The following is a 16634-nucleotide window of genomic DNA, read 5'->3' on the forward strand; positions in this document are numbered from 1 at the left end:
TTTTTCTTATGAAATTTGTTCACTTGTTTTTCCAAATCTTCTTTCTCTACTTTGATAACTTAAGATTGCTTTATATAAATCTTCTTCGCTAAAATCAGGCCATAAGACATCTATAAAATAAAATTCAGCATATGCAATTTGCCAAAGTAAGAAATTACTTATTCGGTGTTCACCACTGGTACGAATTACTAAATCAACATCTGGCAAATTGTGCGTGTAAAGATGCTCATTAATAATTGATTCGTCAATAGTGTTAGTAGAAATTATATTATTTTTAACTTTATCTGAAATTTTTTTAACAGCTTGAATAAGTTCTTCTCTAGCGCCATAACTTAAAGCTAAAGTTAATGTCATTCTAGTGTTTTCGGAAGTTTTTTGAATTACTTCATTTAATTCTTTTTGAACTTTAACGGGTAAATTTGTTAAATTTCCAATTGCATTTAATCGGATATTATTTTGTGATAATGTCTTCATTTCTTTTTTTAATGAAGAAATTAAGAGTTTCATTAAGGTGTCAACTTCTAATTTGGGACGATTCCAGTTTTCAGTAGAGAAGGCATAAAGTGTTAGATTCTTTATTCCAAGTTTGGTACAAGTTTCTACAGTTGTTTTTACTGATTTTGTGCCACTTTCGTGTCCTAGAGTTCGTAATAGACCTTTTTGTTTTGCCCAGCGTCCATTACCATCCATAATAATAGCTAAATGACTTGGTAATCTTGTGATGTCTATTTGTTCTTTTATACTCATAATTAATTAGCGCAAAAACATGGGTTTTGACCAAAAGTGTAAGTTAAAGTAATTCCTGAAAAAACATACCAATCTTTACTATTTAGGTTTCCAAATCGAAGCGGAGCTAAATTATTGTTTTTAGGATTGCTTCCATCTAAATTATCTGTAAATGTATATCGTATTCCTACTTCTGCTCCTAAAACAAAGTTTCGATACAGTCTAGTCTTTAAGCCTACAATCATAGGTATAGCAATTTGACTGGATCTGTAATCTAACTCTTCTGTTTTGGTAAGATAAAAAATTTCATTATATACAAAATAACTTACTCCAGTTGAAACATATGGGGTAAATGCTTTTTCAGAATCATGTAAATTGAATTCAAAAAAATTAAACTCTAGTCCTAAAGTGAAATCATGAATGCTATTCTGAAAACTTTTATCTCTTAAATATCTACTTGGAACATCACTATCTCGATCGGCTGATTCAATTTTGGAGTAGGTATAAGATAAACGGTAGGAATGTCTTGTGCTTTTGTTCCATTTATACAAAAACCCAAAAGCAACTTTATTAGGGGAAATATAATCAGTTGGTCCAACATCACCAATATAGTTGGAACCTCCTAAAAAAACACCTAATTCATTAATTTGAGCTGTTATAGCAGTTGTACTCAAGAATAAGAATATGTAAATAAAAAACTTTCTCATTTTTAAAAATAGTTTGCAAATATAATAATATAGATTTCTTTACCGCACTTAAATGAAAATTTTATTCCTATTTAATCGGTTATGTATAAACGCAAAAAAAAAGTAAAAGTTATATGGGGAGCATTAATTTCTTCGATCTTCACCCCAGAGCAGTTTTTTTCGGATGGTTTTTAAAAATCCTTCTTCATTAAATGCTACCATATTTATTTCAAATGAGGTCTTTTCTATTTTTAATAGTGTTTCGTTAGTTACAGAAGTAATTCTGGAATCTAGCGAAACCAAGTATTGTTCTTCTCTTCCAGAAACTTTTAGTGTTATTTCAGTATCATCTGGGATAACTAAAGGTCTTGCATTTAAGTTGTGTGGAGCAATAGGAGTGATGACTAAACTATTTACATTTGGAGTTAGAACAGGGCCTCCGCAACTTAACGAGTAGCCTGTTGAACCTGTTGGCGTAGATATAATTAGTCCATCAGCCCAATACGATGTTAAATATTCTCCATTTAAATAGGTCTCAATAGTTATCATTGATGTGGTGTCTTTTCTTGAAACGGTTATTTCATTCAAGGCAAAATTTAAATCTACTAAATCTGGATTTTTAGGAGTACAAGATAAGCTTAGTAAACTTCTTTTAGAAATGGAATACTCTTTGGCTAAAATTCGATGCAAAAAAGGCTCAATGCTTTTGATTTGTACCGTCGCTAAAAAACCTAATCTTCCCGCGTTAATACCTACTATAGGTATGTTTTTATCACGGACATAGGTGACTGCTCTTAAAATGGTTCCATCTCCACCAATGCTAATTAAAACATCGATATCGTTTTCCAGTTCTTCATGGGAGGAATAGATATGACACTTTTGTTTTAATTCTGTCTTAATATTTTGTTTGAAATTTTTTTCAATAATGACATCAACTTTATTTTCAAGGAGTATTTGAAGTACCTTTTCTACAATTTCTTCTGTATCGGATTGATAATATTGGCCAAAAATTGCAATTTTCATGTAGAGATGCTGTTTGTTTAATTGGATATGCCAATTAGATGTTTAAATATTTGTCTAAATAATCCGAACGCTCTTTTAAATTTTTAAGATAAGAGTCTTCTTGATGTTCTGAAATAATTTCATATTCATATCTTCGGAAAGTTTGAATAATCTCATTTAAGGAACTCTCACTAATTTTTAATGTAACTTCAATAAAATTAGTTTCTGTTTTTGAAATGAAAAGACCTAATAGTTTAGCATTATTACTTTCAACTATTTGGGTAACTTGGCTCATCGAAAATCCTGAAATTTCTTTTTTAATGACAAGAATGCCTCCTTCTTCTCTTAGAAAAGGGGTTTCGTGGAAAAATTTTATAACATCGTCAAGTTCATAATAACCGATATATTTATTTTGTTCGTTTAATACGGGAACAATATTGGCCTCGTTTTTTGCAAATTCTTCCAAGACGTCTAACCAAATCATTTCAGAACGAACATAAAAACGGTCAAATTCATAACGACATTCTCCAATAGTCTTATGACTTGGATGAATTTCGGCTTCTTCTTTGGAAATACAACCTATGAAAACATTTTCTTCAGTAACTGGAAAATGAGAATAATTATAATCAGCAAATAAATCTTGTGCTTCAGCAATAGTTTCTTTGCTTTTAAGAGGTTTAATGTCTATATTTAAAAAATCAATTAATGTGTTCATTGTAGATTTTATAATTATTTTACTGCAAATTAATCAAAAATTGCTTATCAAAGCTATTAATACTTTGTATTTTTGTAAAGTTAATAAAAAAGAATATGACAAAGTTATCAGTAAATATTAATAAAATAGCAACTTTAAGAAATTCTAGAGGTGGAAATGTTCCTAATTTATTAAAAGTAGCCCAAGATTTAGAACACTTCGGAGCACAAGGCATTACCATTCATCCTAGACCCGATGAAAGACATATTAAATATCAAGACGCCTTCGACTTAAAGACTGTGGTGCATACCGAATATAATATTGAAGGAAATCCAATTCCAAAATTTATGGATTTGGTTTTACAAATTAAACCTACCCAAGTTACCTTAGTGCCAGATGCTGATGATGCCATAACATCTAACGCTGGTTGGAATACTGTAAAACATAAAGATTTCTTAATTGATGTGATACAAGAGTGTAAAAAAAACGGGATTCGAACTTCTATTTTTGTGGATCCAATCCTTGAAATGATTGATGGAGCCAAAGAAACAGGAACGGATAGGATTGAATTATATACTGAAGAATTTGCGAAACAATATGAGTTAGGCAATACTAATGGAATTGATTCATATGTAGCGGCTGCTGTTAGAGCTAATGATTTAGGATTAGGTATCAATGCAGGACATGATTTAAGTTTGGAGAATATACGTTTTTTTAAAGAAAATATTCCTAACTTGTTAGAGGTTTCAATTGGCCATGCTCTAATCTCTGAGTCTATTTATCTTGGAATAGAAAATGTTGTAAATATGTATCTTCAAAAACTAAAATAATGATTTTTTCAAAAGTAGAAGGTAAAGGAAAACCTTTTTTAATCATTCATGGGTTTTTAGGGATGTCTGATAATTGGAAAACATTAGGAGGGCAGTTTGCTGATGAAGGATATGAAGTACATTTGCTTGATATGAGAAATCATGGTAGAAGTTTTCATTCCGATATCTTTAATTATGATGTAATGGTAGAAGATGTAGTAGCTTACTGTAATGAAAATGAGTTGAAGGATGTTGTTTTATTAGGTCATTCGATGGGTGGTAAGGTGGCGATGCAATTCGCATGTCAATACCCTGATTTGGTTTCAAAATTGATAATAGCAGATATAGGTCCTAAATTTTATGCGCCTCATCATCAAACTATTTTAGAAGGTTTAAATGCAGTCAATTTTGATATTAAACCAAGTCGAAACGATGTTGATGACATAGTGTCAAAGTATATTACCGATTTCGGAACACGTCAATTCTTGTTGAAAAACTTGTATTGGATTGAGTCGGGTCAACTGGCTTTCCGTTTTGATTTAAAAAGCTTGACAAAAAATAGTAACGAAATTGGAAAAGAATTACCAATAGGTTTAACTTTTCAAAAAGAAACTCTTTTTTTAAGAGGAGCGCAATCTAATTATATTGAAGATGTAGATTTTGAGACTATAAAAATAGTATTTCCTAAGAGTGAGATAGTTACAATTTCAAACGCTGGACATTGGTTGCATGCTGAAAATCCTAAAGATTTTTTTATGGAAGTAATGAATTTTTTGAAATAAAAAATAAATTTATTATGAATGCATAATATTTTAAGGTAAAAAATTGTAAATTCCATATTTTATTATAATTTTGGTATATAGATATTAATAAATTCAAGAAAAACTAACACATTTTAACATTATGAGAAAATTACTTTCTTTAACATTAATGGCTTTAGCGAGCTCTACTGCTTTTGCGGGTGGTTATAGGGTGAGTATTCAAGGTCAGAAACAATTGGCTATGGGGCATACGGGTGTCGCTGTAGTAAATAGTGCAGAGACAGCTTTTTTTAATCCTGCTGGGATGGCTTATCTAGATAAGAAATTTAACTTATCTGTTGGAGCTAGTGGGTTGTTTGCAAAAGTAAGATTTCAAGAAAATACGTTTAATACGACGGCTTCTTCGGATAATTTTGGTACACCATTTAATGCCTATGCTACCTATAAATTGAATGACTGGTTAACAGCAGGTTTGGCAGTTTATACTCCATATGGAAGTGCTGTAGATTGGGATCAAAACTGGCAAGGAGCTTACTTGGTTAATAATATTGATTTAAAAGCAATTTTTATTCAACCAACTATTTCTGTTAGAGTAGGTGAACATTTCAGTATTGGTGGAGGACCTATATATGCTACTGGCGCTGTTACTTTTAATAGAAATTTATATGCTTCAAACACTACTTTTCAAGTAGATGGTGATCCAACGGATTTAACTATTGAAGGTAAAGGGATTTCTGCTTGGGGATATAATATAGGTATGATGTTTAATCCGACGGATAAAATTAGATTAGGTTTAAATTACCGTTCAGAAATAATGATGGAAGCTAGAGATGGAGATGCTACATTTAACGATGTTCCAGATTTTGCTCAAACGTCGTTAACCAACACAACTTTTAATGCAGATTTGCCGTTGCCTGCAGAAGTAACTGCTGGTATTTCGGTTCAAGTAACTGACAAATGGTTGTTTGCATTTGATTTTAATCATACAATGTGGAGTGCTTACAAAAGTTTAAATGTAAGTTTTAATAATGGATTACCAACTTCTGTAAATCCAAGAAATTATAAAGATGCATCTACATATAGATTTGGAACTCAATATAAAGCTAACGATAAATTTACTTTTAGAGCGGGTTATTATTTTGACGAAAGTCCAGTTCAAGATGGCTATTTTGCGCCAGAAACGCCACGTAATGATTCTAATGCTTTCACTGGAGGTTTAACATATCAATTAAATGAAAAATTTGGAATTGATGTTTCGTTCTTATATATTCATTTTGACGAAATTGAGAATTCTTACGATTACAATCCTAATGGTGAATTTAGAGGAACTTACAAATCGGTTGTGTTTTCTCCAGGTGTTGGTATAACTTATGGTTTTTAATAAAAAAATATAGAAAATGAAAAATAAATTTATATACTTAGCTATTTTGGCTGCTGGTTTTGCTTCATGTGAGCCAGAATTTGATAATCCAGTATCAACTGATGACTATTCTGCTGGAGAAGCTGATTTTTCTTCTTATGTTGCAGTAGGGAACTCTTTAACTGCTGGGTACATGGATGGTACTGTTTATAAATCAGGTCAAGAAAACTCTTTTCCCAATCTATTAGCAAAACAGTTTTCTGTTGTAGGAGGAGGTGCGTTTACACAACCTTCTTACGAAGATGATGTTAACAACTTAGGTGGTATAGCTGGATTTTCAAGTACAAGATTAATAATTAATACTGAACCAAAAACTGATGGAAGCGGAAATATTTTATTAGACTGTAATGGGAATCCAATTTTAAAAGGTTTGCAGCCAATTGCAGGTACATCAACAGTTACTTTAGCACCACAAGCCACTGCTTATAATAATATGGGGGTTCCTGGAGCAAAATCATTTCATTTATTACTTCCTGGATATGGTTCTTTAAACCCATATTATGCAAGACATGCAACATCTTCAACTTCAACTGTATTAGGGGATGCAATGATGAAAAATCCAACTTTTTTTACTAACTGGATTGGTGCAAACGATGTGTTGGCTTATGCTACTTCTGGTGGAATTGGCGTGAATCAAACAGGAAATTCAAATATCGCTACATATGGAATGAATGATATTACGGATCCTCAAACTTTTGCTTTTCATTATAATTTAATCATCAATGGAGGTACACATCCGTCTTTTGGTCCAGTAACAGGTCTGACTGCAAATGGAGCAAAAGGGGTTGTAGCAACTATTCCAAGTGTAACTTCAATTCCATTCTTTACAACAGTTCCTTACAATCCTTTGACAGCTTGTTCTTTAGGTGGGAATAATCAAGCTATCGGAGAGGCTACAATAAATGCTTTAAATGCGCAATTGTATGGGCCACTTAAGCAAGCTTTAACAGCTTTTAATGCAGGTTCAAGAATTGATTTATTGGTAACTACTGGAGGAAACCCACTATTAATTAAAGATGAAACTTTGCCTGATTTATCAGCTCAATTAACTGCTGCATTTACTCCAACTTTAGGTGCTTCTACAGCAGCTTTTTATGGAAGTGTTTTTGGGCAAGCAAGACAAGCTACAGCTAGTGATTTAGTATTGTTAACAACAAGTTCTGTTATAGGAACTGCTCCTGCTGGTGTTCCTGCTCCTTTGGATAAATATGGAATAACTTATCCTTTACAAGATCAGCATATATTAATCCCATCAGAACAAACGGCTATTGCTACTGCTACAGCGGCTTATAATAATGCTATAGTTTCAGTAGCAGCATCAAAAGATTTAGCTGTTGCTGATATGAATACTATTTTAAACAAATTAGTGAGTGGTTTAAGAGCAGATAATGGAACATTATATACTGCTAATTATTTTAACAGCGGTACAACAGAGTTTAAAGTTTTATTCTCTTTAGATGGTGTGCATCCAAATGCAAGAGGTTATTCAGTAATATCAAATGAAATTATAAAAGTGATTAATTCACATTACAAAGCAAACTTGCCATTATTAAATCCAAATGATTATCCAGGAATTCATATTTTGGCTAGTAATAACTAATAAGTTGATAAAAAATTGTTTTAAAAGACACCTTTTTAGGTGTCTTTTTTTTATCTTTAAAATAAAAAATGAATTTACTGATCAAACTTTTAATTACAACTGTTCTAGTAGTTGTGATTTCTAAATTTTTGCCTGGTATAAGTATTGCAAGTTATCAAAGTGCTTTTATTGTGGCTATTGTTTTGGCATTGTTAAATGCTTTTTTAAAACCAATTTTGATATTTTTAACTATACCAGCAACTATTCTTACCTTAGGATTGTTTTTGTTAGTTATTAATGCGGTAATTATAATGATTGGTGATTATTTTGTAGATGGCTTTTCTGTTTCAGGATTTTGGACGGCTTTCTTATTTAGTATTATTCTTTCCGTTTGTCAATCAATATTAAATGGGATTTTTATCGAAAAAGACTAATTTCTGTATGCAAAGAAATGGATAGAATAGAATTCTAAGGAATAAATTTTACAGAATTGAAATTCAATCAATTAAAAAGTTGCTTGAGTTGTAAAAAATATTTAATTTTGCAACCCAATTTTCATGTCAATAAAAAATAATATAATGAATATTACAAGAGAGCAAGTTGATGCTTTAAACGCAATTGTTAAAGTTGCGGTTACTAAAGAGGATTATGCAGATAAAGTGCAAAAAGTATTAGCAGACTATAGAAAAAATGCTAACATACCAGGTTTTAGAAAAGGAGCAGTGCCAATGAGTTTGATTCAAAAACAATATGGTAAAGCAGTACTTTTAGATGAAGTAAATAAAATATTACAAGCTTCTTTAAATGATTATTTAGTGGAAGAAAAATTAGATATTTTAGGAAATCCACTTCCAAAAGTAACGGAAGATTTCGATTGGAACAAAGACGATTTTACTTTTGAATTTGAATTAGGTTTAGCTCCAGAATTTGCAGTTGATTTAGATGCAAAATCCAATGTAACTAAATTTGATATAGTTGCTGATGATAAAATGCTTGACGAACAAGTTGAGCGTATTCAAAAGCAATATGGAAAGATGATTTCTCAAGATAAAGTTGCAGAAGATCATACGTTAAGAGGGACTTTTTCAAACGAAGAAAAAGGAATTCACAATGCCACTACCATTACTTTAGATATTTTTAATGATAAAAAAACAGCAAAGAAATTTGTTGGTAAAAAAGTAGGTGATGTTGTTTCTTTAGAAACAAAAGGACTTTTTGATGACGACCATAAATTAATGGATTATTTAAAAGTTTCTCATGATGATGTTCACGGTTTAGATATTACGGTTGATTTCACTATTGAAGAAATCAATGCAGTTGAAAAAGCAGAATTAAACCAAGAATTGTTTGATAAGTTATTTGGAGAAGGAAATGTAACTTCTGTAGAGGAATTAAAAGCTAAAATAAAAGAAGATGCGGAAGCACAATTTGCGCAACAAGCCGATCAAAAATTCTTAAATGATGTTATTGAGTCATTAATTGATAATACAAAATTTGATTTACCTGCTGTATTCTTAAAAAAATGGATTCAAACTGTAGGTGAAAATCCATTGTCTACTGAACAAGCAGAAGAAGAATATGCTAAATCGGAAAAAGGGTTACGTTACCAATTGATTGAAAACAAAATCATCGCTTCTAATAATTTGCAAATTCAATTTGAAGATTTAAAAGCACATACTGCAGAGTTAATTAAGAAACAAATGGCTCAGTTTGGACAATTGAATCCAACAGATGAAGAGGTTGATGGAATTGTGGCTAGAGTACTTTCTAATCAAGAAGAAGTAAAACGTTTGTCTGAGCAAGTAATGAGCGAAAAAATGTTGAGCTTGTTCAAAGAGAAAATCAAAGCAAAATCTAAAAAAGTAAACTATCAAGAGTTTATTAAAGAGATGTACGGAGAATAAATTTCTCACAAAAAATAATTATCTTTGAACGTCAAACTGTGGTTTGACGTTCTTAGTTTATAAACCATTAATAAAGTTACTATGAATTACGGAAAAGAATTTAAAAAATACGCTACTAAGCATCATGGAGTAAATAGTTTGTACTATGATAAAATTGTTAATAGTATGACTCCTTATATTATCGAGGAACGTCAGATGAACGTGGCTTCAATGGACGTTTTCTCACGTTTAATGATGGATCGCATCATCTTCTTAGGAACAGGAGTTGATGATTATGTAGCCAATATTATTCAAGCGCAATTGTTGTTTCTAGAAAGTACAGATGCTTCTAAAGATATTAGTATTTATATTAATTCTCCAGGAGGAAGTGTGTATGCTGGTTTAGGAATATATGATACGATGCAATTGGTAAAGCCTGATGTGGCTACCATTTGTACAGGAATGGCAGCTTCTATGGGAGCAGTTCTATTATGTGCAGGCGCAGATGGTAAAAGATCAGCTTTGCCTCATTCCAGAGTAATGATTCACCAACCATCAGGAGGAGCACAAGGTGTTGCAACAGACATGGAAATCAACTTGAGGGAAATGTTAAAATTAAAAGAAGAGTTATATCGTATTATTTCTCAGCATTCCAAACAGCCTTACGATAAAGTATATAAAGACAGTGAAAGAGATTACTGGATGATTGCTTCTGAGGCAAAAGAGTATGGAATGATTGATGAGGTTTTAGAAAGAAAATAAAAAAACAAGAGGCATCGGATTAAGTTTTTTTCTTAATGTGTTGTGTCTAAAAGAGTAAAAATGGCAAAAGAAGTATTAGAGTGTTCTTTTTGTGGAAGAAAAAAGCCAGAAACTAATTTGTTAATTGCAGGTATAGATTCACATATTTGTGACCGTTGTATTGAGCAAGCGCATGGAATAGTTTTAGAAGAACTAAAACAAAGTGGTAAAACAGAACTGTTGTCTGATTTAGTTTTGTTAAAGCCTAAAGAAATTAAAACGTTTCTAGATCAATATATTATTGGTCAAGATCAGACTAAAAAAGTAATGAGTGTTGCAGTTTACAATCATTATAAACGATTAATGCAAGCTCAGACTGATGATGAGGTTGAAATAGAAAAAAGCAACATCATAATGGTAGGTCAAACAGGAACCGGCAAGACTTTAGTGGCAAAAACCATTGCAAAAATGTTAAATGTTCCTTTGGCTATTGTAGATGCTACTGTATTAACAGAAGCGGGTTATGTAGGTGAAGATGTAGAAAGCATTTTAACACGGTTATTACAAGCTGCAGATTATGATGTGGATCGCGCGCAAAGAGGTATCGTTTTTATAGATGAAATTGATAAAATTGCTCGTAAAAGCGATAATCCGTCTATCACACGTGATGTTTCGGGTGAAGGAGTACAACAAGCTTTATTGAAACTTTTAGAGGGAACTGTTGTAAATGTGCCGCCTAAAGGGGGAAGAAAGCATCCAGATCAAAAATTTGTAGAGGTTAATACGCAAAATATCTTGTTCATTGCAGGTGGAGCTTTTGATGGAATTGAAAAAATAATTTCCAAAAGATTAAACCGTCAAGCAGTAGGGTATAGTACTTCTAAAGATAACAACGAAATTGACAAAGACAATTTGTTGCAATATGTGATTCCAAAAGATTTAAAAGATTTTGGATTAATTCCAGAAATTATTGGTCGTTTACCCGTATTGTCTTATATGAATCCTTTAGATGCAGAAACGTTAAGAGCTATTCTTACAGAGCCTAAAAATGCTTTGGTAAAACAATATAAAAAATTGTTTGAAATGGATGATGTGCATTTTGAAATGGAGGAAGAGGCATTACAGTTTATTGTAGAAAAAGCTTTAGAATATAAGTTAGGAGCAAGAGGACTTCGCTCTTTGTGTGAAGCTATACTAACTGATGCAATGTTTGATTTGCCTGGTTCTTCTGAAAAAGAATTGCATGTAACTAAAGAATTTGCAGAACACAGTTTGAATAAAAACCTGTTGCAGCGTTTAAAAACGGCATCTTAAAATCTAAAATAAAAACAAAAAATCCCGAGAAAATGACTCTCGGGATTTTTTTATCTATTGTTTACCTGTTTATTTTAATTATTGGTTGTAGCGTCTGTAAATTCAATTGCTTTGTTGATTAGGAATTCAACACGTCTGTTTTCAGAATCTTGAATTTCCGTACAATTTTGTTGGCAATCATGTAACGGTTTTGATTCGCCATACCCTTTGTGAGCTAAGCGTGATTTGTCAATCCCTTTAGAAACTAAATAGTCATAAGTTGATTTTGCTCTTTTTTGAGATAGAGCTAAATTGTATTTATCTGAACCTTTGTTGTCTGTATGAGCGTTTATAGTCAACGTCATGTCTGGCATTTCATTCATTACGGCAACTACTTTATTCAATGACAATTGTGATTCTTCTTTTAAAGTAGCTTTATTAAAGTCAAAGAAAATATTTTCCATAACAATCGCGTCGTTAACGATTTCTGGTTTCTTCTGAGTCATTTTGATGGTTTCAGAAACAAAATTATTTTCAGTCGATGCCGTTACTGCATTTAAATTCGGTTCGTAACCATCTTTTGAAGTTGAAATAGTATAAGCAGTTAAAGGGTTAATAATTAATTTAATTTCTCCTTTATCATTTGTTTTTGTTTCTTTGATAGTAATACCAAATTCATCAGTGATAACCACATTTGCGTTTGGTAATTTGATTTTTGAATCGCTTTCAACAACCAAAATATTTAATTGTTGCTCCAATTGTTGAACTTCGAAACGAAATACATCGAAATTTTCTTTATCATCTTCTTTATTGATAGAAATATAACCTTGGTCTTTATTAACTAAAATATAGCCCACTTCATCTTTATTTGAATTCAAACCCGAACCAATATTTCTTCTGTTGATGTATGCATTGTTAACAATTGAACTTCTGAAAACATCATATCCACCAAAAGTATCATGTCCTGTAGATGAGAAATAAAGATATTTAGAATCGGGAGTAACAAATGGATATTTTTCATCTTTAGAAGAGTTTACCTCTTTGCCTAAATTTTGAATATTTTCTAAAGTTCCATTAGTGTTAATATCTGCCACGTATAAATCGTAACCTCCAAAACCACCTGGCATGTTAGAAGAAAAATAAATTTTATTCGTACCAGCCGTGTAATAAGGAGTTTCTACCGAGTATTCTGGTGTTGTAATTTCAATTTCAACCACATCCTTCCAATACCCTTGTATTTCAACATCTAAATCGGCTTTGTATAATTTGAAATTATCCGAATTTTCTGTTGTATGCGTAAAATAAATGGTTTTGTCTTCATTAGAAAAAGTCATCGAACCTTCGTTGAAATCAGAATCTAATACGGTAGAAAACTGTAAAGGGAAGGATAAATTCCCGTTTTTATCCACATTGGTACAATAAATATTGTTGTTGAATTGATTTGATTTTTCGTTAAAAGTAGTTTTGGTATGTCTTCTTTTTTTGTTTGAAACGATAAGAAATTTATCTTTAAAAAAGCTGGCACCAATTTCAGAAAGTTCGGTGTTAATACCGGTGTCCGTAAGGATGTATTTTAATAAGGAATCATTATTTAATGTAGTGTTGTTTTTAGCTATCGAGTCATCCATAAATGAATCTTGACTCATGCCTAAAAAAGGGATGCAAAAAACACAAAAAAATAATTTTCTCATAATCATAGGTTAATTTAGACTTTGCAGGTGCAAATATTAAGTCTAAATACCGCATAAAAAAAGAATAATCGGTTAATTGTTAAAAAAACTCGTTATATAGCCATATGAACTTAAATTATAAATTTAACTTACTAATAAAATAGTTAATAAATTAAGAATCAATTTCTTAAGTGGTTGACCAAGGTTTAACAAAGGATAATGTCTGTTAGAGATTTTTGCTCTTTGAATTGCTCTATTTGACATTTTCTGTAAGGGCCACATTTATATCTTTTCGGTCCACAAGAAGATAAAAAGATACTTGTAAAAAGAAGTAGGATTAGTATTTTTTTCATTGGGGTTTTCGGTTTTATACTTGATACATCTGATGTTGTAATAATTCTTCTAAATATTTCCTTTCATTCGATAATCTAGGAATTTTATGTTGTCCTCCTAATTTGTCTTTTTCTTTCAACCAGTCATAAAATAAATTTGGTCTTGCCACATTTACTTTTAACGGATTTAAAGTCATATTATTATGTCTTTTAGCTTCATAATCAGAGTTTAAGAGTTGAAGGTTCTTGTCCAAAACGGCAGAAAAAGTTTGTAAATCCTCAGGATTCACTTTAAATTCAATAATCCATTCATGTGCGCCTTTGGTTCTTTCTTGCATGAATATAGGAGCAACAGTATAATCAATTACTTCGCAATTCAATTCTTGACAGGTTTTAGCAATGGCTTTATCTGTGTTTTCAACCATTAATTCTTCTCCAAAAACATTAATATGATGTTTGGTTCTTCCAGTAACCATTATACGATAAGGGTTTATTGAAGTAAAACGAATCGTATCTCCAATTAAATATCTCCAAAGTCCAGAATTCGTAGAAATAACAATAGCATAATTTTTATGAAGTTCCACCTCGTTCAAAGGAATGGCTTTTTGCATGCTGGTGCCAAAAGTATCCATTGGAATAAATTCATAAAAAATTCCGTAATCTAGCATCAACAATAATTCATTAGAATCATTTTGATCCTGAATCGCAAAAAATCCTTCAGAAGCATTATAAATTTCATAATATCTAAAATTATCTTTTGGGAATAATTTTTTATAAGGTTCGCGATACGGTTCAAAATTAACACCACCATGAAAATAAACTTCTGCATTTGGCCAAATGTCTAATAAGTTATTTTTACCTGTGGTTTCAAGGGTTTTGTTTAAGAGTACCATCATCCAGCTAGGAACTCCTGCTAAACTCGTTACATTTTCTTGAATAGTTTCATTAATAATTGCAGGTAATTTGGTTTCCCAATCTCCCATAAGAGATACCTTATTGCTAGGTGTAGAACTAAATTCTGCCCAAATTGGCATATTATCAATTAAGATAGCCGATAAATCACCAAAAAAAGTATTGTTATCTTCATACAATTGTTTGCTACCTCCTAAACGTAAACTTTTTCCAGTAAATAATTGTGAATCTTCATTATTATTTAAGTACAAACACAATAAATCTTTACTCGCTTTATAATGGCAAAGATCTAAAGTTTCATTACTGACAGGTATAAATTTACTTTTGGCGTTAGTAGTTCCGCTCGATTTAGCAAACCATTTTATCGGGGTGTTCCAAAAAACATTTTGTTCTCCTTTGCGCGTTTGTTCTATAAGAGGTTCTAATTCTTCATAGGTTGAAATAGGAATTCGTTCTGAAAAAGTACGATAGTTTTTGATAGAAGCAAAATCATACTTTTTACCCAAATACGTATTCTCAGCTGACTTTATCAAATTTAAAAGCAACTCTTCCTGAACCTCATGAGGGTATTTTAAAAACAACTCCATTTGATGAATTCGCTTTTTTAAAATCCACGAAGCAATTGAATTGATAATAGGGAATGCCATTTTTAGAATTACAAATTATGAATTATAAAATACGAATGATAACTTTACCAAAAATAACATTTTTTTTAAATCTAAACTCATTAAAAAGTAAAAAGCACATGACATATCAAGGTGTACTTCAAAAAATGCAAACCGAATTTGCGCAACCTATTCAATATTATTTAGTTTTTGACGATAGTTTTTTAAATGTTAATCAGTTATTAAACAAAGAAATAGAATTGCAATTTCAAGGTTACCAATGTTTAAATTGTGGACAGCCTAAGAAGATTTTTAGACAAGGTTTTTGTTATGATTGTTTTATGAGTAGTCCTGCTGTGGGAGATTGGATAATGAAACCAGAGCTAAGTACAGCACATTTAGATATTGAAGATCGCGATTTAGAGTATGAAAAGAAAGTACAATTACAGCCTCATATTGTATATCTAGCCTTGTCTAGTGAAGTAAAAGTAGGGGTAACCCGAAAAACGCAAGTTCCCACGCGGTGGATTGATCAAGGTGCTGTACAAGCAGTTCCTATAGTAGAAGTACCGAATCGTTATTTAGCAGGAATTACTGAGGTAGCTTTGAAAAATCATTTTGCCGATAAAACCAGCTGGCAAAAAATGCTAAAAAATGAAGTGTTACCTGTGGATTTACAAGCGGAAAGGCAAAAAACAATTGATTGGATTCCGGAAGAAGTAAAACCGTATTTTGCTACACAAGAAAAAATCTATGATTTAGAATTTCCAGTATTGCACTATCCCAAAAAGGTGAGTAGTCTTAATTTAGATAAAACACCTAATTATGCAGGAAAGATTATTGGAATTAAAGGACAGTATCTTTTATTTGAAGATGGAACCGTTTTTAACATAAGAACCTATGAAGGATATGTGGTAAAAATGAGTGTATAAAAAAAATCCCTAATAGCGTTTTACTATTAGGGATTTTTTAATTGGTTTCTATATTATTCTAAACAATCCCCTTTAGTCAAAGGCATAGTCGAAGAGTAGGTAAGTTGATCTACGTTTTTAAACGTAATACCTTCAATCATTTCACCATATCCTTCTATGAGTTTATTGTCTTTTACTAAAAAAGCCATGTCTCTTTTGCTTACCGCACCTTCAGATGAAAAAGTATAACTTCCAATAAGTTTATCTTCTTGTAAAGTTCCTGCAAAGGTACCTTCATTTCCGTCTTTTTCTGCAAGAGCTATTTTTAAATTTCCTTTAACGCTATCACCAATAGTAGTAATCTTCATTTCAATAGCGTTCCCATTTTGATTATAGGTATAACACCCTTTTTCTAATAATGCCACAGGAGTTGCTTCTGAAGTTCTATCATCTTCTATAATTTGCTCCTCATTTGGTTGTGCCACTGTAGTAGTATCTTCCTCTGTTTTTTCTTTACAGCTCATAAATAGCGTTAGTGCCATAAATAAATACGTTACTTTTTTCATAGTTTGTTGTTGTTTATTTGTTAAAAAATAAATCCCTATTTTTT

Annotated in this window: 16 protein-coding genes; 9 read left to right on the top strand and 7 right to left on the bottom strand. The window is 31.4% G+C overall.

Translation table 11 applies throughout. The annotated features are described in order from the left end of the window. Nucleotides 1–6: 6 nt before the first annotated feature. From NHF47_RS05110 to NHF47_RS05125, 4 genes are all read right to left on the bottom strand, one after another. On the bottom strand, nucleotides 7–747 hold the full coding sequence (locus NHF47_RS05110) for an isoprenyl transferase (RefSeq protein ID WP_252763921.1): 741 nt from the start codon (nucleotides 745–747) through the stop codon (nucleotides 7–9). A gap of 2 nt (nucleotides 748–749) precedes the next feature. Next, nucleotides 750–1433, bottom strand: a complete 684-nt coding sequence (locus NHF47_RS05115; protein ID WP_252763922.1) for a DUF6089 family protein — start codon at nucleotides 1431–1433, stop codon at nucleotides 750–752. 123 nt (nucleotides 1434–1556) lie between these two features. After that, nucleotides 1557–2435, bottom strand: coding sequence for an NAD kinase (locus NHF47_RS05120; protein WP_252763923.1), 879 nt, complete (start codon nucleotides 2433–2435; stop codon nucleotides 1557–1559). 34 nt (nucleotides 2436–2469) lie between these two features. After that, a complete protein-coding gene (locus tag NHF47_RS05125) occupies nucleotides 2470–3129 on the bottom strand; it encodes a CBS domain-containing protein (protein ID WP_252763924.1) in 660 nt (219 codons plus the stop codon). A 95-nt stretch (nucleotides 3130–3224) separates the two neighbouring features. Between NHF47_RS05125 and NHF47_RS05130 the strand changes: the two genes are divergently transcribed. The 8 genes from NHF47_RS05130 (at nucleotide 3225) to clpX (ending at nucleotide 11615) form a co-directional block, all read left to right on the top strand. Beyond that, a complete protein-coding gene (locus tag NHF47_RS05130) occupies nucleotides 3225–3938 on the top strand; it encodes a pyridoxine 5'-phosphate synthase (protein ID WP_252763925.1) in 714 nt (237 codons plus the stop codon). Then, nucleotides 3938–4699 (top strand): alpha/beta fold hydrolase, encoded by a 762-nt coding sequence (locus NHF47_RS05135; protein ID WP_252763926.1) that lies wholly within the window; start codon nucleotides 3938–3940, stop codon nucleotides 4697–4699. Before NHF47_RS05130 ends, NHF47_RS05135 begins: the two co-directional genes overlap by 1 nt. A 121-nt stretch (nucleotides 4700–4820) precedes the next feature. Beyond that, nucleotides 4821–6059: an OmpP1/FadL family transporter gene (locus NHF47_RS05140; RefSeq protein ID WP_252763927.1), complete on the top strand. Its 1239-nt coding sequence runs from the start codon at nucleotides 4821–4823 to the stop codon at nucleotides 6057–6059. 16 nt (nucleotides 6060–6075) lie between these two features. Then, complete coding sequence (locus tag NHF47_RS05145; RefSeq protein WP_252763928.1) at nucleotides 6076–7698, top strand: G-D-S-L family lipolytic protein; 1623 nt, start codon at nucleotides 6076–6078, stop codon at nucleotides 7696–7698. Between the two features lie 68 nt (nucleotides 7699–7766). Then, a complete protein-coding gene (locus tag NHF47_RS05150; RefSeq protein WP_252763929.1) occupies nucleotides 7767–8111 on the top strand; it encodes a phage holin family protein in 345 nt (114 codons plus the stop codon). Nucleotides 8112–8255: 144 nt separating this feature from the next. Further along, on the top strand, nucleotides 8256–9581 hold the full coding sequence (gene tig / locus NHF47_RS05155; RefSeq protein WP_252763930.1) for a trigger factor: 1326 nt from the start codon (nucleotides 8256–8258) through the stop codon (nucleotides 9579–9581). 81 nt (nucleotides 9582–9662) lie between these two features. Then, complete coding sequence (gene clpP, locus NHF47_RS05160) at nucleotides 9663–10322, top strand: ATP-dependent Clp endopeptidase proteolytic subunit ClpP (protein ID WP_140997191.1); 660 nt, start codon at nucleotides 9663–9665, stop codon at nucleotides 10320–10322. Nucleotides 10323–10382: 60 nt separating this feature from the next. Further along, nucleotides 10383–11615: an ATP-dependent Clp protease ATP-binding subunit ClpX gene (gene clpX / locus NHF47_RS05165; RefSeq protein ID WP_140997190.1), complete on the top strand. Its 1233-nt coding sequence runs from the start codon at nucleotides 10383–10385 to the stop codon at nucleotides 11613–11615. Between the two features lie 74 nt (nucleotides 11616–11689). Here the strand turns inward: clpX and NHF47_RS05170 are convergent, their stop codons facing one another. Both NHF47_RS05170 and NHF47_RS05175 read right to left on the bottom strand, forming a co-directional pair. After that, nucleotides 11690–13285: an OmpA family protein gene (locus NHF47_RS05170; RefSeq protein ID WP_252763931.1), complete on the bottom strand. Its 1596-nt coding sequence runs from the start codon at nucleotides 13283–13285 to the stop codon at nucleotides 11690–11692. Between the two features lie 346 nt (nucleotides 13286–13631). Next, nucleotides 13632–15155 carry a GH3 auxin-responsive promoter family protein gene (locus NHF47_RS05175; RefSeq protein WP_252763932.1) on the bottom strand — a complete coding sequence of 508 codons (1524 nt, stop codon included), beginning with the start codon at nucleotides 15153–15155 and terminating at the stop codon, nucleotides 13632–13634. Nucleotides 15156–15253: 98 nt separating this feature from the next. Between NHF47_RS05175 and NHF47_RS05180 the strand changes: the two genes are divergently transcribed. Continuing rightward, nucleotides 15254–16045: a DUF2797 domain-containing protein gene (locus NHF47_RS05180; RefSeq protein ID WP_252763933.1), complete on the top strand. Its 792-nt coding sequence runs from the start codon at nucleotides 15254–15256 to the stop codon at nucleotides 16043–16045. 53 nt (nucleotides 16046–16098) lie between these two features. Here the strand turns inward: NHF47_RS05180 and NHF47_RS05185 are convergent, their stop codons facing one another. Beyond that, on the bottom strand, nucleotides 16099–16590 hold the full coding sequence (locus NHF47_RS05185; protein ID WP_252763934.1) for a hypothetical protein: 492 nt from the start codon (nucleotides 16588–16590) through the stop codon (nucleotides 16099–16101). Nucleotides 16591–16634: the final 44 nt, after the last annotated feature.

Origin of the sequence: Flavobacterium sp. NRK F7 (assembly GCF_024054195.1) — a bacterium.
Classification (GTDB): domain Bacteria; phylum Bacteroidota; class Bacteroidia; order Flavobacteriales; family Flavobacteriaceae; genus Flavobacterium.

Coding starts and splice junctions, on each gene's coding strand:
- NHF47_RS05140 (WP_252763927.1), top strand. CDS start 4,821: ATGAGAAAATTACTTTCTTTAACATTAATGGCTTTAGCGAGCTCTACT.
- NHF47_RS05120 (WP_252763923.1), bottom strand. CDS start 2,435: ATGAAAATTGCAATTTTTGGCCAATATTATCAATCCGATACAGAAGAA.
- clpP (WP_140997191.1), top strand. CDS start 9,663: ATGAATTACGGAAAAGAATTTAAAAAATACGCTACTAAGCATCATGGA.
- NHF47_RS05110 (WP_252763921.1), bottom strand. CDS start 747: ATGAGTATAAAAGAACAAATAGACATCACAAGATTACCAAGTCATTTA.
- NHF47_RS05145 (WP_252763928.1), top strand. CDS start 6,076: ATGAAAAATAAATTTATATACTTAGCTATTTTGGCTGCTGGTTTTGCT.
- NHF47_RS05185 (WP_252763934.1), bottom strand. CDS start 16,590: ATGAAAAAAGTAACGTATTTATTTATGGCACTAACGCTATTTATGAGC.
- NHF47_RS05130 (WP_252763925.1), top strand. CDS start 3,225: ATGACAAAGTTATCAGTAAATATTAATAAAATAGCAACTTTAAGAAAT.
- NHF47_RS05180 (WP_252763933.1), top strand. CDS start 15,254: ATGACATATCAAGGTGTACTTCAAAAAATGCAAACCGAATTTGCGCAA.
- NHF47_RS05150 (WP_252763929.1), top strand. CDS start 7,767: ATGAATTTACTGATCAAACTTTTAATTACAACTGTTCTAGTAGTTGTG.
- NHF47_RS05125 (WP_252763924.1), bottom strand. CDS start 3,129: ATGAACACATTAATTGATTTTTTAAATATAGACATTAAACCTCTTAAA.
- clpX (WP_140997190.1), top strand. CDS start 10,383: ATGGCAAAAGAAGTATTAGAGTGTTCTTTTTGTGGAAGAAAAAAGCCA.
- NHF47_RS05135 (WP_252763926.1), top strand. CDS start 3,938: ATGATTTTTTCAAAAGTAGAAGGTAAAGGAAAACCTTTTTTAATCATT.
- NHF47_RS05115 (WP_252763922.1), bottom strand. CDS start 1,433: ATGAGAAAGTTTTTTATTTACATATTCTTATTCTTGAGTACAACTGCT.
- NHF47_RS05175 (WP_252763932.1), bottom strand. CDS start 15,155: ATGGCATTCCCTATTATCAATTCAATTGCTTCGTGGATTTTAAAAAAG.
- NHF47_RS05170 (WP_252763931.1), bottom strand. CDS start 13,285: ATGAGAAAATTATTTTTTTGTGTTTTTTGCATCCCTTTTTTAGGCATG.
- tig (WP_252763930.1), top strand. CDS start 8,256: ATGAATATTACAAGAGAGCAAGTTGATGCTTTAAACGCAATTGTTAAA.